We start from the raw sequence: 20,799 nt of genomic DNA, 5'->3' as shown, positions 1-20,799 counted from the left end.
CCGGGCGGGCCGGCCCGTCGCATCATGCCGGGTCATCGGCAGGAGTCCTGCCAACTCTCCTGCCGCCCGGCGATCGACGCCTGCCTGTGTCATGATCTGCGGGTGACGGTTCCGCCGCCCGGGGATCGCACTGCCGGTCCGCCGGCCGGTGCGGCAGGCCTCGCAGCCCGTCCCGCGATCCGCATGTCGCTGCTGCTCCTCGCCTACTGCGCCTTCATCAGCCTCGGCCTGCCGGACGGACTTCTCGGCGTCGGCTGGCCGTCGATGGCCGACAGCCTGGGACTCTCCACCGGCACCGTGGGCGTGCTGCTGTTCGCCGGCATGATCGGCTATCTGACCTCGAGCATCGCGACCGGCTTCAGCCTGGACCGGCTGGGGGTCGGCCGGCTCCTCGCCGCCAGCACGGCCGCGGCGAGCCTGGCCCTGGCCGGGTACGCCGTCTCACCGTCGCTGGCCGTGCTGGTCCCGTGCGCGCTGCTGGCCGGATTCGGGGGCGGCGGTGTCGACGCCGGCCTCAACGCGTACGCGGCCGGTGCGTTCGGGGCCCGGCAGATGAACTGGCTGCACGCCTTCTTCGGGCTCGGTGTGGCCATCGGTCCGATGATCATGACCGCGGTGCTCAGCGGTGGCCTGTCGTGGCGGTGGGGGTACGGCATCGTGGCCGGCGCCCAGGCTCTGCTGGCCATCGCCTTCGTCCTCACCCTGCGGTCCTGGACGCGTGACGCCGCCGGTGACACGGGAACGCACGAGGCGCGGGCCGCGGAGCAGCCGCGTGTCATGGAGACCCTGCGGATGCCCGCGGTGTGGCTCGGCGTGGCCGCGTTCGCGATCTACGTCGGCATCGAGGTGACGACCGGACTCTGGGCTTACCTGCTGCTCACCGAGGACCGCGGGGTGAGCGCGGCGGTGGCCGGTGTCTGCGTCTCGGCGTACTGGGGGAGTCTGTTCGTGGGCCGGGTCGTGCAGGGCTTCACCGTCGAACGTTGGGGCACCGGCCATACCCTCGTCGCCGGTCTGGGCGGCATGCTGACCGGATCCGTGCTGGTGGCGCTGCCCGGGCCGGGCTGGCTGGCGGTCACCGGCCTGATGGTGATCGGTTTCGCCGCCGCCCCGGTCTTCCCGCTGCTGACGCTGGCGACCGCGGACCGGGTCGGCGACGCGCACGCGAACCGTGCGATCGGTCTGCAGATGGCCGCGGCAGCCGGATTCGGCGGGGCGGTCATCCCGGCCGGTGCCGGTGTGGTCGTCGAGCAGATCGGGCCGTACGTCGTCGGTCCGTTGCTCGTCGTCCTGTGTCTTGTGTTACTGGCGCTGTACGCGGTCATGTCCCGCCGCCGTGGACTCCTTGACAACCCTCGGAGCACTTCCTAGCTTTGGCGCATATTCCGATACGCCACCGAAACTTTCGCTCTCGAGAGGTCGAGTGACGACAGAAGGGCACCAGAGATGACATCGCTGCACGTGGCGACCACCGGATCCGACGACGCCGACGGCTCGGCCCAGCGGCCGTTCCGGACGATCAACCGGGCCGCCGCGCTCGCCCGCCCCGGGGACACCGTGGTGGTGCACGCCGGCGAGTACCGGGAATGGGTGACGCCCCGGCGCGGCGGCCTGAGCGACAGCCGCCGGATCACCTACCGGGCCGCTGAGGGCGAGCACGTCGTCATCAAGGGCTCGGAGCGCGTCACCGGCTGGACACCCGCGGACGGGACCGTCTGGACCGTGTCCGTGCCCAACACGTTGTTCGGCGAGTTCAACCCGTTCGCCGAGGAGCTGGCCGGGGACTGGGTCGTCCACGCCGAGAAGGGCCCCCGCAAGCACCTCGGTGACGTCTACCTGAACGGGCTGAGCTTCTACGAGGCCGGGTCGCGCGCCGAGGTGTCCGCGCCCGAGAAGCGTACCGAGATGATCGACGACTGGACCCGTACCGTCGACCGGGTCCGCAACCCGGAACAGACCCTGCTGGTCTGGTACGCGGAGGTCGGCGCCGAGGAGACCACGATCTGGGCCAACTTCCAGGGCGCCGACCCGAACACCGAACTGGTCGAGATCAACGTACGCCGGTCGGTGTTCTACCCGCTCGTGCCGCATCTGGACTACATCACCGTGCGCGGCTTCGAGCTCGCGCAGGCGGCCACCCCGTGGACGCCGCCCACCGCCGACCAGCCCGGTCTCATCGGCCCCAATTGGTCCAAGGGCTGGATCATCGAGGACAACGTCATCCACGACGCCAAATGCTCGGCGATCTCCATCGGCAAGGAGGCCTCGACCGGCCACAACTACGCCACCGAGCGCGGTGACAAGCCGGGTTACCAGTACCAGCTCGAGTCGGTCTTCTCCGCCCGGCAGATCGGGTGGGACAAGGAGCACATCGGGTCGCACGTGATCCGGCGCAACCACATCTACGACTGCGGGCAGAACGGCATCGTCGGGCACCTGGGCTGCGTCTTCTCCACCATCGAGGACAACCACATCCACCACATCGCGGTCAAGCGCGAGTTCTACGGGTACGAGATCGGCGGCATCAAGCTGCATGCCGCGATCGACGTCGAGATCCGGCACAACCGCATCCACGACTGCTCGCTGGGCACCTGGCTGGACTGGCAGACGCAGGGCAGCCGGGTCTCCCGCAACGTCTACCACGACAACAACCGCGATCTGTTCATCGAGGTCAGCCACGGGCCGTACCTGGTGGAGCACAACGTTCTCGCCTCACCGGCCGCGCTGGAGCTGTGGAGCCAGGGCGGGGCGTTCGTCAACAACCTCCTGCTCGGTACGGTCTGGGTCGAGCCGGTGATGGACCGGGCCACCCCGTACCACCGGCCGCACAGCACCCAGGTCGCCGGCTACGCGTTCATCGTGGGCGGCGACGACCGCTGGATCGGCAACGTGTTCATCGGGGGAGACCGCGACGCGGCGTACGGCGCCATGCCCGAGGGCATGTCGCCGGCGTACGCGGGCACGGCCGGCTACGACGGCTTCCCGGCGTCCTTCGAGGAGTACCTGCGGCGCATCGACGAGCAGCCGCCCGGCGACCACCAGCGCTTCCTCAACGTCAAGCAGGCCGTCTACGCACGGCAGAACGTCTACGCGGCCGGCGCCCGCCCGTTCGCCGGTGAGCGGGACGCGGTGACGCTGGACCGCGCGTCCGCCTCGGTCGTGACCGAGGGTGACGAGGTCTACCTGGTGACCGACCTGCCGGAGGACTTCGACGGCGCCGCGCTCGTCCCGGTCGGTGGCCGCGACCTGGAGCGGGTCCGTTTCGCCGACGCCGAGTTCGAGGAGCGCGACGGCAGCCCCGCGGTCATCGCCACCGACCTGACCGGCACCGGCAAGGACCCGGAGCGGGCGTACCCGGCCGGCCCGCTCGCCGGCCTCACCGCCGGAAGCCACCGGCTGCGCCTCTGGTGAACCAGGACCGGGCTGCCTCCGCGATGCTGGAGGCAGCCCGGACCGGTGGGGTTGACGTGACTCAGATCAACAGCGATCCGCCGGTGCCCGCAGTAGCGTGGCGGCGTGCCTTTGACAGCAGATCTGACCAGCGCCGACCTCAATGAGATCCGGCAGTCCGCTCTCGGGGCGGCCGACCCGCTCGGTGTCGCCGCCGATCTGGCGCACTCTGCCGAGGCCGGCCGTCTCGCCGACCCGCAGGACGCGGGTCTGGCGCTGAGCCTCGCCGCCGAGATCGCCGAGAGCCGTTCGAAATTCGACGCCGCACAGCGGTACGCCGACGCGGCGGTGACCGCGTACGGTGACCGCGACGACAGCCCGGCCGCCGCGGCGCGTGCGCTGCGTGCCCGGATCCTGTACCGGAGCGGCCGAGCCGACGAGGCGAATGCCCTGGTCGAGCCGCTGCGACCGCTGCTCACCAGGTACCCGGACGCGGCCGCCTACGTCACCGCGGCCCTGGCGGTCGGTGGCCGCGCCCGCGATGCGGAGAGGTGGCTGACCGAGGCGGTCCAGGCGGTGGTGGCCGAGCGCGGCGTCACCGAGCCGGCCGACGCCGACGACGCCGGGGTGCTGTTCTTCCTGCTGCAGCAGCGGCACCGGCTGCGGCACGCGCTCGGCCTGCAGCACGACACACACGACAACCTGGCGGAGCGGCTGGAGACGAGGCTCGCCAACGCCAATTCCGGAGCGGCGGCCGCTCCCGCCACGGATCTGGTGTTCTGGCCGCGGGCGGAGTTCGATCGGCTGGCCGAGCGGACCGACGCCTACGGCGCGACGTGGGACGAGCACCGGGCAAGCCTGGAGCAGGAGCTGGTCCGGCAGACCGCGGCCGGCCGCACCGGTCTGGCCCTGCTGCCGGGGTCGGTCGACGCCCTGACCGCGCAGGCCGGTATCGGTGGCGACCCGGTGTCGCCGGAGAACCGGGCCGGCTACGCCCGTGCTCTGGCCACCGGCACCGCGCGGATCGCATGGCCGCCGGAGCGCAACGGGGCATGCTGGTGCGGTTCGGGGCTCAAGTACAAGAAGTGCTGCCTGCCGCGATCCCGCGGCTGACCCAGCGGCCGCCGGGTCCGGCCCGGACCCGCCGGCCCCGGGCCACACTGCTCCGCCGAGCCTGCCGCCGCAAGCCGCAGCGCAAGCCGCATACCGCACGCCGCACGTTGGCCCGGCCCGGCCCGCCCGGCGCACGCCGGCCCGGGCCCGCCCGGCCGCACGGCTCACGCCGCTTCGCCGGTCCGGACCAGCGCACATGCCGGGACCCGCGGGTCCGCGCCGAGCGAGCGGAGCACGCGAGCGGCCCGAGTCCCGGGGTGTGCGGTGAGCGCCCGGAGCAGTCCGGCCGTGTCGCGGGGCGCGCCCATACCGGCCTTCAGCAGGCTCTTCAGCGGAACCTCGTCGTCACCCCGCTCGGCGGCCACGGCGGTGGCCAGTGCCTCCGGGCCGACACCGGTGAGCAGGCGCCGGGTACCGTCGTACAACTCGGCGACCTCGCTCGCGAGGTGCGGATACGCCTCGGCGACCTGGAAGGTCGTCACCATCGCGAGCAGCACGTCGTCGGTGCGGGCCACCCGCCCGGCATGTCCGGCCGCCTCGGTGGCCTCCGCCGACGCCCACCGTACCGGCGCCGCCGCGTAGTCGACCGGCACCCGCGTGATCACCGGCCGCAGCAGGTCACGCAGGCCACGCCCGCGGTACCGCTGCCGGCCGATCAGCCGGTCGCGGACCGGCCGCAGCGGGGCGGGCAGCCGCTCGGCGCGGACCGGTGTCTGCCCGGTGCGCAGCGCCCGCCGTACCGCCTCGACGTCGGCGCCGCAGAAACGCAGCAGGGTGACCGCTCCGGTGCCCGGATCGTCCAGGATGGTGGCCAGCAGCTGCCGTGACGTGCGGGTGCCCGCGTGGTAGGCGGCGCAGCGCACCAGCGCCGCCCGGACCCCGGCGGTCAGCGGCAGCGTCGCGTGACCCCGGACGACCGCCGCGACCGGTGGGGCCGGGCCGTCACCGATGACCCGGTCCCGCAGTACGGCCCGGAGTACGGCGGGCGTGATGTCGTAGGTGTCGAGCAGTGCCGCGACGTCGGGCGCGGCACCGGCCATCCCGGCCAGCAGATGGACGGTGCCGAGCTCGTCGCGGGCCGCGGCCCGGGCGGTGGCGAGAACTGCGGGGAACCGGTCGTCGCCGGTGAACGTGACAGCCATGCCGAGAAGGCTAGGGATGGCGGCGCCCCGGCACGTCTGCCCACGAGCTGAACTCACCTCTGTCCAAAGTCATAGACGCCGCGGGTCAGGCTATGTCGATGGCGTCCAGTTCGGCGTAGTTCGCGCCCTTGCCGTACGCGATGGTGTTGGTTCCCGCCCGCAAGGTCACGTCCCGCTCGGTGACCTGCCAGTTGTCCCAGCCGGTGAACGGGTAGTCGGCGGTTCCGGCGGCCGTGCCGTTGACGGTCAGGGTGTGGCTCGCCGCGCCGGCGTCGGATCCGTTGGCGTAGCGGGTGTAGAGCCGGTAGGTGCCGGCCCGGGGCACGTGGACGGTGAAGGTGACCCGGCTGTCGTCGAAGTCGATGCCGCCGACGACCACACCGTTGCTGGCGCCGCCGGTGGCGTAGCGGGCGTTGGCGCGGGTGAAGGCGGCGTCCTCGGCCTCGTAGCGGATCTTGGCGCCCTCCACGACCGGACGGCTGCCCTGCCAGTCGAGCCGCTGGGAGTACATGGCCCGGTAGGTGAAGTCCGCGTTCCAGCCGTGGAAGACGATCCGGTCCCGGCCGTCCGGCCCGGTCACGATGTCCTGCCCGCCCGGCCCGCGTACCGTGCCGGCGAACGCGTCGGTGGTCATCAGCGGCGATTCGGCCTTGGTGTACGGCCCGCGCAGGCTCGCCGAGGTGGCGTAGCTGCTCACGTAGCTGCCGTTGCCGAAGAAGTTCGCGGAGTAGAACAGCACGTACGTGCCGCCGCGCTTCCACAGTGTCGGCGCCTCGACGAGGGTGCCCTCGAACGGCTTGTTCTGTTTGATCAGCGGCGTCTCGGTGCCGATCCGGCGCAGCCCGTCCGCGCTCACCTGCTGCAGGCGCAACCAGGTGTCCTGGGCGCAGCAGTTGCCGTCGTTCTTCCACAGGATGTAACGGCGCCCGTTCTCGGTGAACGAGGACGCGTCGATCGCGCCCCCGATCTCCGGGGTGCAGACCAGGGCGGTGTCACGGGGCACGAACGGTCCGCCCGGCGTGGTGGCGGTGGCGGCGCCGATGCACTGCTTGCCGGAGGCGCGGTCGTGGGCGGTGTACCACATGACGAAACTTCGCGGCCCGGTGGCGAACACCTCCGGCGCCCAGACGCCGCGGTCACCGGGGCCACCGGGCGGGAACGTCCAGTCGGTGTCGACCCAGGCGCCCAGCTTCGGCAGCGGGTCGCTCGCCTGCACCGTCCAGGTGACCAGGTCGGTGGAGGTGGCCCACTTGATGTTCCGGCCGTCGCTGTTGGTGGCGTACGCGTAGTAGGTGCGGCCGACCTTCATGACGTCCGGGTCGGCGAAATTCTGGTCGATGACCGGCCCGGACACGACGGCGGCCGAGGGCGTGGCCGTGGCGGTGAGCAGGCCGGCGGCCAGGGCCACGGTGGCGGCGACGGTGGTTGCCAAGCGGAAAATGACCATGGAAACTCCACTCTGGTCGGCGGAGTCCCATCATTCCCAGTGTCCGTGGATCTATGTCAAGAGAAGACTCTCGATAGACCTGTCCCGGCCGCCGCGTGCCCGCTTCACCGCATACATGGCGGCGTCAGCGCGGGCCATCAGCTCGTCCGGGTCGTTCTCGCCGTACCGGGACCAGGCGACACCGAGGCTTGCCTGCGGGACCAGGGTGTTGCCGCCGATCCGGACCCGGGCCGCGCTCAGCGCCGCGAGCAGGTCGGCGCCGATCCGGTCGGCGTGCTCCCGGCCGGCCACGTCACGGCAGACCGCCACGAACTCGTCACCGCCGATCCGGCCCACGATCGCGCCGGGCGGCACCGCACCGCGCAGGCTGACCGCCACCTGGCTCAGCAGCAGATCGCCGGCCGCGTGTCCGTACCGATCGTTGATGGGTTTGAAGGCATTGAGGTCCAGGAAGATCACCGCTGTGCCGGCGTGCCGGTCGGTGCCGCCGAGCGCCTCCTCCAGTGCCGCCATCGTCGCGGCCCGGTTGTGGCAGCCGGTCAGCGCGTCGAAGGTGGCCTGACGCCACAGCTTCTCGCGCAGCAGCGCCTCCTCGGTGACGTCGGCCAGGCAGACGATCGCGCCGGTGACCGCACCCGCGTCGCCGGTCAGCGCCCGCAGGTTCGCCCGGATCCGGCGGTTGCCGGCACCCGGCTCGCGGCGGCCGTACTCGAAATCGGTGTCCTGCCCGGTCAGCACGCCGGCCAGCGCCCGGGCGACCAGCGGGCGGTCGGCCGGTTCGGTGAGTTCCAGTACCGCCTCGCTGAGCACGTCGCCGGTCTGTGCCTTCAGCTGCTGTGCGGCCCGCTCGTTGAGGAAGCTGACCCGGCCCTCGTGCGTGACCTGCAGGATGGCCAGGGGGATCGTCTCGGTGAGCCGGCGCATGAGCTGCTCGGCGGCGCGGACCGCCTCCTGTGCCGCCATCTCGTCGGAGATGTCGAGCATCTCGGCGACCACCCGGGGGTTCTCCGGGTCGGCGAGGTGGTTGTGGTTGGTCACCTCGAACCACACGGTGTGCCCGTCCCGGTGCAGGTGCCGCAGCCGTACCCGGCGGGCCGATCCGTTCGGGGTGCCGAGCATGTCCATCCAGCTGGCGATGGCCCGCTGCTGGTCGCCGGGGTGCACGAGTTCGAGGGTGCGCTGTCCGACGAGCTCGGCCGGTTCCCATCCGAGCAGCGGGCCGATCTCGGGGCCGACCTCGGTCACCACCGACGTCGGGTTCTTGACCATGGTGACCATGCGGGGGCGGACGAGTTCGGGGAGCACGGTCAGGTCCGCCGAGAGGCCCGACCCGCTGATGACGGCGACGTGCACCCCGAACCGGTGGGTCGCGTCGACGAGGTGCATCCGGGCCGTGCTGTCCGGTGCCGCGTTGAGGCGGACCATGCAGCTGGCCGCGCCTTCCGCGAGGAGCTGGTACCAGGTGTCGATGACCAGCCGGTGGTCCTCGTCGACGATCAGGCCGAGCATCGAGGACTCGCCGTCGATCGGGCGCAGGCCGAGGCCGGCGATCTCCGGGGGCATCGGCGCGAACAGGCCGTTCGGCCCGATCGTCGCGATGAACGAGTCGGGGTCCTTCGCCACCACGGCGGCGAGGACGGCATCCCGGTCCTCGGGTTTCATCATCTGCTCGTCGGCCATGTGCCTCTAGATCGACGGCGCGGCGGCAACCTGAGGATTGTCGCCGGCCGGATCGAGCTGACAATCACATCCGCTTGTCAGGGGATTGGCGAATATTGTCAGGACAATGTATTGACCTTGGGCACAGTGCGTCACAGGCTGCACTCAACACCGCGAAACGAACCCGAAACACACGCCGCAGGCGATTTGAGAGAGGACTCTCATGAAGCATGGAACCCGTGGGCTGGCGTCCGTGGCGGCCCTGTCCGCCATGATGCTGGCTCTGACCGCGTGCAGCAGCGACAACGCGGTCAACGCCGAGAAGACCACCGAGGCCAGCGGCGGCAAGGGCGGTTACGGCTACAAGATCGCCGTGGTCACCCACGGCGCGGCCGGTGACGCGTTCTGGAGCATCGTCAAGAACGGTGTCGAGAAGGCCGGCGCCGACATGGGCGATACCATCACGTACTCCAGCGACGGCGACCCGCAGAAGCAGGCGCAGCTCATCGACGCGGCCGTGAACCAGAAGGTCGACGGCCTGGTGGTCTCGATGGCCAATCCGGACGCTCTCAAGGCGAGCGTCGAGAAGGCCGTCGCCGCCGGCATCCCGGTGATCACCATCAACTCGGGCTCGTCCCGGTCCGCCGAGTTCGGCGCGCTGACCCATATCGGTCAGGACGAGAAGGTCGCCGGCGAGGCGGTCGGCGCCGAACTGAAGAAGCAGGGCATCAAGAAGGGCATCTGCGTCATCCACGAGGCCGGGAACGTGGGCCTGGAGGAGCGCTGCGCCGCGGTGGCGAGCACGCTCGGCGCGCCGATCGAAAACCTGCAGGTCGACATCAACAACCTGCAGTCGTCGCAGGCCACCATCAAGTCCAAGCTGCAGTCGGACACCGCGGTCGACGGCGTCGTGACGCTCGGCGGCCCGGTCGCGGCCGTCGCCGCGGCGGGTATCGGCGAGGCCGGCTCGGCCGCCAAGCTGGCGACCTTCGACCTGAACGCGGACGTGGCCAAGGGCGTCCAGGACGGCAAGATCCTCTTCGCCGTCGACCAGCAGCCCTACCTGCAGGGCTACATGGCGGTCACGATGCTGACCCAGTACAAGTCCAACCTCAACGTCCTCGGCGGCGGCCAGCAGGTGCTGACCGGACCCACCCTGGTGACCAAGGACAACGCCGCCCAGATCGCGCAGCTCGCCGCGGCCGGTACCCGCTGACATGCCGACCGGCACCGTCACCTCGGCCGGCCCGGACGAGCGTCTCGCCCGGGTCGGCCCGCTGAAGCGCCTGCTGCTCAAACCGGAGCTGGGCGCCCTGCTCGGCGCGATCCTCGTCTTCGCGTTCTTCGCCGCCCTCTCCGACGTCTTCCGCTCGGCGAGCGGTGTGGCCAACTGGCTCGACCCGGCCTCCACCCTCGGCATCATGGCCGTCGCCGTCGCACTGCTGATGATCGGTGGCCACTTCGACCTGTCGGCCGGCGTGCAGACCGGCACGGCCGCTATCACCAGCGGGCTGCTGACCACGTACTACGGCGTCAACACGTGGGCCGCGCTGGCGATCTCGCTGGCCCTGTGCCTGGCGATCGGCTTCGTCAACGGCTACCTCGTGGTCCGTACCGGCCTGCCGAGCTTCATCATCACGCTCGGCACGTTCCTGATGCTGCAGGGCCTCAATCTGGGCATCACGAAGCTCGTCACCAACACCGTGCAGATCAACAACTTCGACAAGATCATCGGGTACGACGTACTGCGCGCGATCTTCGCCAGTGAGATCACGATCGCCGGGGCCGACTTCCAGATCGCGATCCTGTGGTGGGTGGTCGCGACGATCCTGGGCTCGTGGCTGCTGCTGCGCACCCGGTTCGGCAACTGGATCTTCGCGACCGGTGGCGATGCGAACGCCGGCCGCAACGTCGGGGTGCCGGTGGCCCGTACCACGATCTCGCTTTTCATGATCACTTCGTTCGCGGCCTGGTTCGTGGGCACCACCCAGATCGTGCGGCTCACCTCGATCCAGGCCCAGACCGGTTTCGGTCAGGAGTTGATCTACATCGTCGCCGCGGTGATCGGCGGCTGCCTGCTGACCGGCGGTTTCGGCTCCGCGATCGGGGCGTCGATCGGCGCGCTGATCTTCGGGATGACATCGCAGGGCATCGTGTACGCCGGCTGGGACGCCGACTGGTTCAAGTTCTTCCTGGGCGCGATGCTGCTGCTCGCGGTGCTGGCCAACCAGTACATCCGGCGCTTCGCCGAACTGTCGAGGAGGTAGCGGTGACCGACGCTCCACTGCTGGAGATCCGGGACGTCACCAAGACGTTCGGCAGCGTCATCTCGCTCAGCGGCGTCTCGACGACGGTCCGCGCCGGGCAGGTCACCTGCGTGCTCGGCGACAACGGCGCCGGCAAGTCGACATTCATCAAGATCCTGTCCGGGGTGCACCAGCCGGACAGCGGTGAGCTGCTGCTCGACGGCGAACCGGTCCGCCTGGGCAGCCCGCGCGAGGCGCTCGACGCCGGGATCGCGACCGTCTACCAGGACCTCGCGATGGTCCCGTTGATGGCGATCTGGCGGAACTTCTTCCTCGGCTCCGAACCGACCAAGGGGTGGGGCCCGTTCCGCCGTTTCGACCGGACCACCGCGATCGAGACGACCCGGCGCGAACTGGCGGAGATGGGCATCGACATCCGCGACCCGGACCAGCCGGTCGGCACCCTGTCCGGCGGCGAGCGTCAATCCGTGGCGATCGCCCGTGCCGTGCACTTCGGCGCCCGCCTGCTGATCCTCGACGAGCCGACGTCGGCGCTCGGCGTCAAACAGGCCGGTGTCGTCCTGCGCTACATCGCGCGGGCCCGGGACCGCGGGCTCGGGGTCGTCTTCATCACCCACAACCCGCACCACGCGTACCCGGTGGGGGACCGTTTCCTGCTCCTCAACCGCGGCAAGAGCCTCGGTGACTTCGCCAAGGACGAGCTGTCGCTGCCCGACCTGACCCGGATGATGGCCGGCGGCGCCGAACTCGAACAGCTGGCCCACGAGCTGGAACGCGACCCGGCATGAGCGGGTCTTCGCTCGGGGTCGCGGTTGTTGGGTTCGGGTGGATGGGGCATGTGCACACCCGCGCCTACCTGCGGGTCCGTCATCACTATCCGGACCTGCCGATCGCGGCGCACCTGGTCACCGTCGCCGACCCGGAACCGGGCCGGGCCGAGGCCGCCGCCGCACAGTACGGCTTCGCCACGGCCACCACCGACTGGCGGGACCTGCTCACCGATCCGCGGGTCGGGGCGGTCAGCGTCACCGCCCCGAACTTCCTGCACCGCGAGATCGGCGCCGCCGTCGCCGAGTCCGGGCGTCACCTGTGGATCGAGAAGCCGGTCGGCCTGACCGCTGACGACGCCCGCGCGGTGGCCGAGGCCGCGGCGCGGGCCGGGGTGCGGAGCACGGTCGGCTTCAACTACCGGGCCGCACCGGCCGTCGCCGAGGCCCGCGCCCTGATCGCGGGCGGCGCCATCGGCCGGATCACCAACGCCCGGTTCCGGTTCTTCAGCGACTACGCGGCACATCCCGAAGGCGCACTGTCCTGGCGGTTCACCCGCTCGCACGGCGGCAGCGGAGTCCTCGGCGACCTGGCCTCGCACGCCGTCGACCTGGCCCGGCACCTGCTCGGCGACATCGAGGCGCTGGTCGCCGACACCACCACGGTGATCCCTTCACGGCCGACGGTCACCGGTGCGGCCAGCCACTTCGCCCGTGCCGACGGCCCGCCCGGACCGGTCGAGAACGAGGACCACCTCAGTGCGCTCCTGCGGTTCGCGAGTGGCGCCCGCGGAGTGCTGGAGGCCAGCCGGGTCGCGGTCGGTGAGCAGAACACGTACGGCTTCGAGGTGCACGGCACCACCGGAGCCCTGGCCTGGGACTTCCGCCGGATGGGCGAACTGTCGGTCAGCACCGGCGCCGACTACCAGTCGCAGAGTTATCGGACCGTGTTCGCCGGCCCGGAACACGGTGACTTCGGTGCCTTCCAGCCCGGCGCCGGTATCGCGATGAGCTACGACGACACCAAGGTCATCGAGGCGGCCGGTTTCCTGCGCTCGGTGGCCGAGCGCCGGCCGTACGGCCCGACCCTCGACGACGCGGTAGCCGCAGCCACCACCCTGGACGCAATGCTCACCTCAGCCCGAACCAACACCTGGATCAACCCGTAGAAGCCCGACCGCCCCGCCACACCCCCGGCTGTGCGGCACCGCTGTCTCGACGTCGGGGTGGGTCAGCGGCGGCGGGCGATCCGCTGGGTCAGCGCGTGCGCGGCCTCCAGCAGCAGCGCCCCGAGCTGCGCGGTGCGGTCACCGTTGAATCGGGATTCGACACCGGTCAGGCTGAGCGCCCACGCGGGTGAGCCGGTGCGGTCGAAGACGACCGCCCCGACGCCCCAGCTGCCCGGCACCACGAGCCCCGGATTCACCGCGTACCCCCGTTTGCGGGTCGCGACCACCCGCCGCGACAGCGCCGCGATCTCGTGCTGACCGCCGTATGCCGCCGCGAGTTCCGCGCCCCGCGAGCGGACGTAGGCCTCGGCGTCCTCGAGCGGCAGGTACGCCAGGATCGCCAGCCCCGCCGACGCGATTCCGAGCGGGAACCGGATGCCTTCGTGCAGCACGTGCGAGCGCAGCGGGAAGCTACCCTCCTCCCCGGCCAGGCACACCGTCTCGTCGCCGCGCCGCGCGGAGAAGAAGGCGCTCTCCCCGGTTCTGCCTGCCAGCGACCGCAGGATGTCCCGGGCCGTGGACGTCACGTCGTACCGTTCCGCCGCGACCGAACCGAGCAGGAACAGCTCCGGCCCGAGGTGCCAGCGGCCGCGGCGGGCGTCCCGGTCGACGAAGCCCTCCTCGGCCAGCGCCGCGAGCACCCGCTGCGCGGTCGACCGGGGCAGCCCGGTCGCCGCGGCCACCTCAGCCGTGGTGACCCCGTCGGCCGCGCCCGATCCGACCCGGCGCAGTACCGCCGCCACCCGGGCGACAAGTTGCGTCCCCTGCATGCTCACATTATGAGCACGGACTGCCCAGAACGGCCGCAGGGTGATCAGCCGGAGGTCGTCCGGCCGCGGTGTGCCTACCGTGCCCGGCCATGAGCAAACTCGTCGACAGCGCGGCGAAAGCCGTCGCGGCCGTCGCCCGGGACGGCATGACCGTGGCCGTCGGCGGCTTCGGTCTCTCCGGCATCCCCGCCTCGCTGATCACCGCCTTGCGCGACACCGGCGTCCGGGACCTCACCATCGTCAGCAACAACATGGGCGTCGACGGCAAGGGCCTCGGCCTGCTGCTGGAGAACCGCCAGGTCAGCAAGGTCCTGGCCTCCTACGTGGGCGAGAACAAGCTGTTCGCCAGGCAATACCTTGACGGCGAACTCGACGTCGAGTTCGTCCCGCAGGGCACCCTCGCCGAACGCCTGCGCGCCGGCGGCGCCGGCATTCCCGCCTTCTACACCCCGACCGGCGCCGGCACCCCGGTCGCCGACGGCAAACCCGAAGAGCTTTTCAACGGCGTGCGTACGGTCCTCGAGCGCGGCATCGTCGCCGACCTGGCCCTGGTGCGCGCGAATCGTGCGGACCTCGCCGGCAACCTGCGGTACCGGCTCACCGCCCGCAACTTCAACCCGCTCGTCGCGACCGCCGGCCGGATCACCATCGCCGAGGCCTCGATCGTCGAGGACGGCTTCCTCGACCCCGACGACATCCACACGCCGGGAATCCACGTGCACCACCTGGTGCGTACCGAGATCCATGAGAAGGACATCGAGCAGAGGACGGTGCGGGCCCGTGTGGACGCGTGACGACATGGCCGCGATCGCGGCCTCCGAACTGACCGACGGCCAGTACGTCAACCTCGGCATCGGCATCCCCACCCTGGTGGCCAACCACTTGCCCGCGGGTGTCCGGGTGACCCTGCAGAGCGAGAACGGCATCCTCGGCATGGGCCCTTTCCCGTACGAGGGCGACGAGGACGCCGACCTGATCAACGCCGGCAAACAGACCGTCACACTGCTGCCCGGGGCGTCGGTGTTCGACTCGGCCACCTCGTTCGGCATGATCCGCGGCGGCCACGTGCAGACCGCGATCCTCGGCGCCCTGCAGGTCGCGGCCAACGGCGACCTGGCGAACTGGACAATCCCCGGCAAACTCGTCAAGGGCATGGGCGGCGCCATGGATTTGGTCGCCGGCACCCCACGCGTCATCGTGGTCACCGAGCACGTCGCCAAGGACGGCAGCCCCAAGGTCGTCGAGACGTGCACCCTGCCGCTGACCGGCGCCGGCGTCGTCGACCGCATCATCACCGACCGGGCCGTCTTCGACGTCACCACCGACGGCCTGGTGCTGCGCCGCCTCGCCGCCGGCCAGACCATCGACGGTTTGCGGATGGTCACCGGCGCCGACTTCACCGTCGACCCGGCGCTCACCGTCGACCCGGCTCTCGCCGCCGACCCGCTCTCCGCGGCCGACCCGCTCTCCGCGGCCGACCCGCTCTCCGCCGCCGACCCGCTCTCCGCCGCCGACCCGGTTTCCGCTTCCGGACCGGTTTCCGCGTCCGGTCACGCTCTCGCCGAGGTGCCGTCATGAGCGTCGTCGTCGCGGGTTACGCCCGAACCCCGTTCCTCCGCTTCACCGGCGGTTTCGCGAAGATCACCGCGGTCGAGCTCGGCGCTCACGCGGCCCGTGCGGCGCTCGCCCGGGCCGGAGTTCCGGCCGCCGCGGTGCAGCGGGTCCTTGCCGGCCAGGTCCTGCAGGCACTGGCCGGGCAGAATCCGGCCCGGCAGGCGGCCGTCGCAGCCGGCATCCCGCTCGAGGTGCCCGCCACCACGATCAACGCGGTCTGTCTGTCGGGTCTCGAGGCGGTCAGCGCCGGAGCCGCCCTCATCGAGTCCGGCCGTGCCGACATCGTCGTCGCAATCGGCATGGAGTCGATGTCCCTCGCTCCGCACGCCGTCCGGGGAAGCCGCGCCGGCACGAAGTACGGCGCCATCGGGATGCTCGACACCCTCGAACACGACGGGCTGACCGACGCCTTCGAGAACCGTTCGATGGGTGCGTCCACCGAGGCCGGCAACACCGAACTGAAGCTCGACCGGCCACGGCAGGACGCCTGGGCGGCAAGGTCGCACCAGGTCGCGGCCGCCTCCCGCGCCTTCCTGGCCGCCGAGATCGAACCGTTCCCGGTCCGCGACCGAACCCTCGACGCGGACGATGGCATCCGTGCCGGCACCACCGCGGACGTGCTGGCGGCCCTGCGCCCGGCCTTCACCGCCGACGGCACCATCACCGCCGGCAACTCGTCCCCGATCACCGACGGCGCAGCCGCGCTGGTGCTGATGAGCGACACCGAAGCGGCAGTGCGCGGGGTGACCCCGCTCGCCCGGATCCTGTCGTCGGCCATGGTCGCCGGCCCGGACGTCCGCCTGCACCTGCAGCCGGCGAACGCCGTGCACGCCGCCTTGCGTCCGCTCGGGCGGAAGCCGGCCGACCTCATCCGGATCGAGATCAACGAGGCCTTCGCATCCGTGGTCGTAGCCTCGATCGATGTCCTCGCCGTCGACCCTGACGTCGTCAACGTCCACGGCGGTGCCATCGCCCTCGGCCACCCGATCGGCGCGTCCGGCGCCCGCATCGTGGGCACCCTGGCCCGGCAGCTGACCGAAGCCGGCACGGGCACACTCGGCGCCGCCGCCATCTGCGGAGGCGGCGGCCAGGGCTCCGCAATCATCCTGGAGGCAATCTGACCCGCCGGACAACCAGCGGCAGCCGACCCGCAGCGGTCGCCGCCGCCCGCCGCGGCTTGTCGCCGCCCCTCGCCGCCGCTCGCCCTCCGCCGCTCGCTGGATCTTGTGAGGTTGCGCCCTGGGCGCGGCCGTAACGTCGCGAGATCGTGGTGGGAAGGGTGGTGCGGCGGCGGGTTGGGGTGGCGGGGGCGGGCCGTCTGCTTCGGTGGGCGGTGTGATGGCAGGCTGGGCGCGTGATCGACGTTGACCTGGTGCTGGTGGGTGGGGGTGGCGCGGCCTCTCTGGTTCTGGCCGCTCTGGACCGGGAGGGGGCCACCGGCTTACGGGTCGCGGTCGTCGACCCGGTGCACAAGCGTGGCCAGGACCGGACCTGGGCGTTCTGGGGTACTCCGGGCACGTTCCTGGATCCGCTGCTCAGCCGGGCCTGGGATGCCGTCGATGTGGTCACGGCGGCCGGCCGGCGGACGCTGCCGTTGCACCCGTTGCGGTACGCGATGCTGCGCTCCGCCCCGCTCTACGAACTGGCCGGCGCGGCGGAGCAGCGGATGGGTGCCGTCCGGGTCACGGCCGTGGCGGGAGCCGTCGATGACGACGGTGAGCGGGTGGTGGTGTCGGGGCCGGACGGTGCGCCGCTGGTGCGGGCCGCCTGGGCGCTGGACTCCCGGCCGCGTGGACCGGTGCGTCCGGGCCGTACCGAGTGGCTGCAGCATTTTCGCGGGTGGTGGCTGGAGGCGGACCGGCCGGTGTTCGACGCGGGGCGGGCGGTGCTGATGGATTTTCGCACCCCGCAGCCGGCCCGTGGGGTCTCGTTCGGTTACGTACTGCCGGTCAGCGATCGGTTCGCCCTGGTCGAGTACACCGAGTTCTCCCCGGCGGTGCTCACCGGCGACGCCTACGACGCGGCTCTGCGCGGCTACTGCGGCCTGCTCGGGCTGGATTTGGACACGCTGCGGGTACGGGAGGTGGAGGACGGCATCATCCCGATGACGGACGGGGTGTTCGAGGCCCGGCCGTCGCCGCGGGTGGTGCGGCTGGGTACCGCCGGGGGAGCGACCCGGCCGTCGACCGGGTTCACGTTCACCGCGATGGTGCGGCAGGCCGGCCGAATCGCCGGGGAGGTTGCCGCGGGCCGCCCGCCGCTGCCCGGTGCGGCCTATCCGGCGCGGCACCGCTGGATGGACGCGGTGCAGTTGCGTGCCCTGGATCGTGGGCTGGTGGACGGGGTGGCGTTCTTCGGGCGGCTTTTCGACCGCAATCCGCCGGAGCGGGTGCTGCGTTTTCTCGACGGGACGACGTCGTGGCGCGAGGATCTGGCGCTGATGTCGACAAGTCCACTGGTGCCGATGATGCGTGCCGCGGCGGGCGACGCGTTCGTCCGTACGACCAGGGCGGTTGAATTGCCTTTTACCTAGAACTACTATGCATCGATCTTCTAGGTATTGAAGGAGGTTGCCCGTGCGGGTGACCAAGGATCTCGTGGCCGCCTCGGCCACGCCCATCGTGCTCGGCATCCTCGCCGAAGGCGAGAGCTACGGCTACGCCATCCTGCGCCGCATCAGCGAGCTGTCCGGCGGTGAGCTGGACTGGACCGAAGGCTTCCTGTATCCGCTGCTGCACCGCCTGGAACGCCTCGGCCACGTCGAAGCGAACTGGCAGGCGGTCGCCGGCGAGCGCCGCCGCAAGTACTACCGGATCACCCGCCAGGGGCTGGCCGAACTGTCCGAACAGCAGCGTCAATGGCAGACCGTGGTCGACGCGCTCAAGCAGGTCTGGCCCAGCATCGGCGACATCCGGCCGCTGTTCAACCCGCTGGAGGGCACGGCGTGACGGTCACCAACGGCGAGGACGAACTGCAGGCACAGTTCAGCCAATGGCGGGAGTACGTCCGGCGCCGTCCCGAACTGGTCGCGTCCGACGCCGACGAACTCGAGGACCACCTGCGCGGCTCCGTCGACGAACTCGTCACCCTCGGACTGGACCCCGACGAGGCCTTCCTCATCGCCGTCAAGCGCATGGGCGGCCTCGACGACCTGTCCCGCGAGTTCGCCCGCGAACACTCCGAACGGCTGTGGAAGCAGCTGATGCTCACCGGCGAACCCGGCGACGAGGCGGAGATCAGCCGGTCCCGCCGCGATCTGATCGCCATGCTGGTCTGCGCCGCCGGAGCCGCGATCTCGGTCAAGGTGCCGGAACTGTTCGGGCAGCGCTACGACGGCAGCACGTTCTTCGGCCTCAACATCGCCCTGTTCGCGTTGCCGTGGCTGGCCGGCTTCCTGGCCTGGCGGCGACAGGCCACAGCCGGGTTGTACGGGGTGCTGGCGGCGCTGTTCGTGCTCGCCGCGGTCGTGGCGAACACCTATCCGATGGACGACGAATCCCAGTCGATCGCTCTCGTCATGACCCACCTGCCGCTGGCGCTGTGGTTCGTGGTCGGCCTCGCCTACGCGTCCGGCGACCTGCGCTCGTCGCGGCGGCGGATGGACTTCATCCGCTTCAGCGGGGAGTGGTTCGTCTACCTCGTACTCATGGGTCTCGGTGGCTCGGTCCTGATCGCCTTCCTCTACGGGATCTTCAACGCCATCGACGTGCAGCCCGACGAGTTCATCTGGAACTGGCTCACACCCTGCGGGTTCGTGGCCGCCACCGTCGTCGCCGGATGGCTTGTCGAGGCCAAGCAGGGCGTCATCGAGAACATCGCGCCGGTCCTGACGCGACTGTTCACGCCGCTGTTCACCGTGGCGCTGCTGGCCTTCCTGGTCACCATCGGCTGGAACGGCAGTGGCATCGACGTCAACCGGGAGACGCTGGTTCTGTTCGACCTGCTGCTGGTGGTGGTGCTCGGCCTGATGCTGTACTCGCTGTCGGCCCGCGACCCGCAGGCGCCGCGCGGCCCGTTCGACATGCTGCAGCTCGCCCTCGTGGTGAGCGCCCTGGTCATCGACGCGCTGGTGCTGTTCACCATGACCGGGCGCATCGCCGAGTACGGCACCACACCGAACAACGTGGCGGCACTCGGCGAGAACATCGTGCTGCTGGTGAACCTCGCGTGGTCGGCATGGTTGCTGCTGCTGTTCGTACGCCGGCGTGGCGGTTTCCCGGCCATCGAACGCTGGCAGACCGCGTACCTGCCGGTGTCCGCCGGATGGCTGTGGGCCGTCGTCCTGATCCTGCCGCCGGTCTTCGGTTACCGCTGATCCGGCTCCGGGCCCGTCGCGACCGCGGCGGGCCCGCGCTCGCCGTGGATCCGGACGAGCCCCTCGACCCCGCGGCGGAAGGTGTCGGCCACCAGCCCGGGGTCGGACAGGCAGCCGGCTGCCATGGCCCCGTCGCGGAGCATCACGAAATGGCGTGCCGCGGCGTCCGCGGAGTCCGGCGCGACCTGTGTGAACAGGCCGGTGAGCGTGTCGTGGAACCACTGCCGGTGAGCGATGAGCTGCCGGTGCACGGGGTGGCCGGGGTCGGGGTACTCGGCGGCGGCGTTGAGGAACGCGCAGCCGCGGAACGCGGGGGACTGGATGTTCCGGCCGATCGCGTCCGCGACCGCCAGGAGAGCGTCGGCCGGCTTCGGGCTGGCGGCGATGACCGAGTCCAGGCCGCCGCGTTCCATTTTGTGGATCTCGCCCAGGTAGGCGACGATCAGGTCTTCCTTGCCCGGGAAGTGCCGGTAGAAGGTGGCCCGTGTCACCTTCGCCTCGGCGATGATCCGGTCGACGCCGACCGCGTGGATGCCCTCGGCGTAGAAGATCCGGATGGCTGTGCCGAGCAGCCGGGACCGTGCCTCGGAGGGCCGGGTTTCGGTTTCGCCACGCGTCATGCGACCACCTTAGCGAAAGAACGTTCGGTATCGGCGCGATGTGCTCGCCACGCGAGATAGAACGTTCGGTCTTGACGGCAGGGATGGTAGTTGTCTAGCGTCTCGACGGACAGAACGTTCGTTCTAGCAAAGGGGTACGTGATGCCGACCAAAATCACGCTGATCATCGACAACCCGGATGAGCCGGCCGGCTTCGAGCGCGTCTATGCAGAGGTGCGGTCTGCCGCGGAGAAGTTCCCGGGGCTGCGGCGGCTCGAATCGGCGAAGGTCTGGCCGAAGGAGGACGGCACGCCGACGCCGGCATACCGGACGCTCGATCTCTACTTCGACAGCTACGAGGATGCCTCGGCCGCGGTGGCGACGCCTGCGGCCGGTGAGCTCTTCGGTGGGCTGTTGGCGACCGGTGTGCCGGTCACGGGCCTGTTCTCCGACATCGAGGCGTGAGAGCGGGGCGGGTGGCCGTCCC

At 70.9% G+C, this 20,799-nt stretch carries 18 protein-coding genes and 1 pseudogene; 14 read left to right on the top strand and 5 right to left on the bottom strand.

Annotated elements, in window-relative coordinates:
* The first annotated feature begins 102 nt into the window (after nt 1-102).
* The 3 genes from AB0G04_RS12515 to AB0G04_RS12505 all read left to right on the top strand — a co-directional run bounded on the left by AB0G04_RS12515 (nt 103) and on the right by AB0G04_RS12505 (nt 4,503).
* Nucleotides 103-1,371 (top strand): MFS transporter, encoded by a 1,269-nt coding sequence (locus AB0G04_RS12515; protein ID WP_360981059.1) that lies wholly within the window; start codon nt 103-105, stop codon nt 1,369-1,371.
* A 75-nt stretch (nt 1,372-1,446) separates the two neighbouring features.
* Entirely contained in the window at nt 1,447-3,411 is a 1,965-nt protein-coding gene (locus AB0G04_RS12510; protein WP_360981056.1) for a right-handed parallel beta-helix repeat-containing protein, read from the top strand.
* A 105-nt stretch (nt 3,412-3,516) separates the two neighbouring features.
* The gene (locus tag AB0G04_RS12505; RefSeq protein ID WP_360981053.1) at nt 3,517-4,503 is read left to right on the top strand and encodes an SEC-C domain-containing protein; all 987 of its coding nucleotides are present in this window, start codon (nt 3,517-3,519) and stop codon (nt 4,501-4,503) included.
* A 164-nt stretch (nt 4,504-4,667) separates the two neighbouring features.
* Here AB0G04_RS12505 and AB0G04_RS12500 read toward each other — a convergent pair whose 3' ends face one another.
* From AB0G04_RS12500 to AB0G04_RS12490, 3 genes are all read right to left on the bottom strand, one after another.
* Nucleotides 4,668-5,645, bottom strand: a complete 978-nt coding sequence (locus AB0G04_RS12500) for a Clp protease N-terminal domain-containing protein (RefSeq protein WP_360981050.1) — start codon at nt 5,643-5,645, stop codon at nt 4,668-4,670.
* An 85-nt stretch (nt 5,646-5,730) separates the two neighbouring features.
* Nucleotides 5,731-7,092 (bottom strand): family 43 glycosylhydrolase, encoded by a 1,362-nt coding sequence (locus AB0G04_RS12495; protein WP_360981047.1) that lies wholly within the window; start codon nt 7,090-7,092, stop codon nt 5,731-5,733.
* Nucleotides 7,093-7,143: 51 nt separating this feature from the next.
* Nucleotides 7,144-8,772, bottom strand: coding sequence for a diguanylate cyclase (locus AB0G04_RS12490; RefSeq protein ID WP_360981044.1), 1,629 nt, complete (start codon nt 8,770-8,772; stop codon nt 7,144-7,146).
* 202 nt (nt 8,773-8,974) lie between these two features.
* Here AB0G04_RS12490 and AB0G04_RS12485 point away from each other — a divergent pair, with 202 nt between their 5' ends.
* From AB0G04_RS12485 to AB0G04_RS12470, 4 genes are read left to right on the top strand one after another with little or no spacing between them, the layout of a single operon-like run.
* Nucleotides 8,975-9,967 (top strand): substrate-binding domain-containing protein, encoded by a 993-nt coding sequence (locus tag AB0G04_RS12485; RefSeq protein WP_360981041.1) that lies wholly within the window; start codon nt 8,975-8,977, stop codon nt 9,965-9,967.
* Nucleotide 9,968: 1 nt separating this feature from the next.
* A complete protein-coding gene (locus tag AB0G04_RS12480; RefSeq protein WP_360981038.1) occupies nt 9,969-11,018 on the top strand; it encodes an ABC transporter permease in 1,050 nt (349 codons plus the stop codon).
* A gap of 2 nt (nt 11,019-11,020) precedes the next feature.
* Entirely contained in the window at nt 11,021-11,806 is a 786-nt protein-coding gene (locus tag AB0G04_RS12475; RefSeq protein ID WP_360981035.1) for an ATP-binding cassette domain-containing protein, read from the top strand.
* On the top strand, nt 11,803-12,954 hold the full coding sequence (locus AB0G04_RS12470; RefSeq protein ID WP_360981032.1) for a Gfo/Idh/MocA family oxidoreductase: 1,152 nt from the start codon (nt 11,803-11,805) through the stop codon (nt 12,952-12,954). The genes AB0G04_RS12475 and AB0G04_RS12470 overlap by 4 nt, the downstream gene beginning before the upstream one ends.
* A gap of 62 nt (nt 12,955-13,016) precedes the next feature.
* Here the strand turns inward: AB0G04_RS12470 and AB0G04_RS12465 are convergent, their stop codons facing one another.
* A complete protein-coding gene (locus tag AB0G04_RS12465) occupies nt 13,017-13,784 on the bottom strand; it encodes an IclR family transcriptional regulator (protein ID WP_360981029.1) in 768 nt (255 codons plus the stop codon).
* Nucleotides 13,785-13,873: 89 nt separating this feature from the next.
* Here AB0G04_RS12465 and AB0G04_RS12460 point away from each other — a divergent pair, with 89 nt between their 5' ends.
* The 6 genes and pseudogenes from AB0G04_RS12460 (at nt 13,874) to AB0G04_RS12435 (ending at nt 19,713) form a co-directional block, all read left to right on the top strand.
* On the top strand, nt 13,874-14,578 hold the full coding sequence (locus AB0G04_RS12460) for a CoA transferase subunit A (protein WP_360981026.1): 705 nt from the start codon (nt 13,874-13,876) through the stop codon (nt 14,576-14,578).
* Nucleotides 14,529-15,173, top strand: a pseudogene (locus tag AB0G04_RS12455) (3-oxoacid CoA-transferase subunit B); the annotation flags it as partial. The gene AB0G04_RS12460 and the pseudogene AB0G04_RS12455, both read left to right, overlap by 50 nt.
* A gap of 185 nt (nt 15,174-15,358) precedes the next feature.
* Nucleotides 15,359-16,519: an acetyl-CoA C-acyltransferase gene (locus AB0G04_RS12450; RefSeq protein ID WP_360981023.1), complete on the top strand. Its 1,161-nt coding sequence runs from the start codon at nt 15,359-15,361 to the stop codon at nt 16,517-16,519.
* A gap of 233 nt (nt 16,520-16,752) precedes the next feature.
* Nucleotides 16,753-17,931: a lycopene cyclase family protein gene (locus tag AB0G04_RS12445; protein ID WP_360981020.1), complete on the top strand. Its 1,179-nt coding sequence runs from the start codon at nt 16,753-16,755 to the stop codon at nt 17,929-17,931.
* 43 nt (nt 17,932-17,974) lie between these two features.
* Nucleotides 17,975-18,346 (top strand): helix-turn-helix transcriptional regulator, encoded by a 372-nt coding sequence (locus tag AB0G04_RS12440; protein ID WP_360981017.1) that lies wholly within the window; start codon nt 17,975-17,977, stop codon nt 18,344-18,346.
* Complete coding sequence (locus AB0G04_RS12435; RefSeq protein WP_360981014.1) at nt 18,343-19,713, top strand: permease prefix domain 1-containing protein; 1,371 nt, start codon at nt 18,343-18,345, stop codon at nt 19,711-19,713. Before AB0G04_RS12440 ends, AB0G04_RS12435 begins: the two co-directional genes overlap by 4 nt.
* On the opposite strand, the gene AB0G04_RS12430 is transcribed toward AB0G04_RS12435, so the two are convergent.
* Nucleotides 19,704-20,333, bottom strand: coding sequence for a TetR/AcrR family transcriptional regulator (locus AB0G04_RS12430; protein WP_360981011.1), 630 nt, complete (start codon nt 20,331-20,333; stop codon nt 19,704-19,706). The genes AB0G04_RS12435 and AB0G04_RS12430 overlap by 10 nt on opposite strands.
* A gap of 141 nt (nt 20,334-20,474) precedes the next feature.
* Here AB0G04_RS12430 and AB0G04_RS12425 point away from each other — a divergent pair, with 141 nt between their 5' ends.
* Entirely contained in the window at nt 20,475-20,777 is a 303-nt protein-coding gene (locus tag AB0G04_RS12425) for an EthD family reductase (protein ID WP_360981008.1), read from the top strand.
* Nucleotides 20,778-20,799 lie beyond the last annotated feature (22 nt).

It is taken from the genome of Actinoplanes sp. NPDC023801 (genome assembly GCF_040639655.1).
Lineage (GTDB): Bacteria > Actinomycetota > Actinomycetes > Mycobacteriales > Micromonosporaceae > Actinoplanes.
This window is presented reverse-complemented; position numbering and strand designations above follow the sequence as displayed.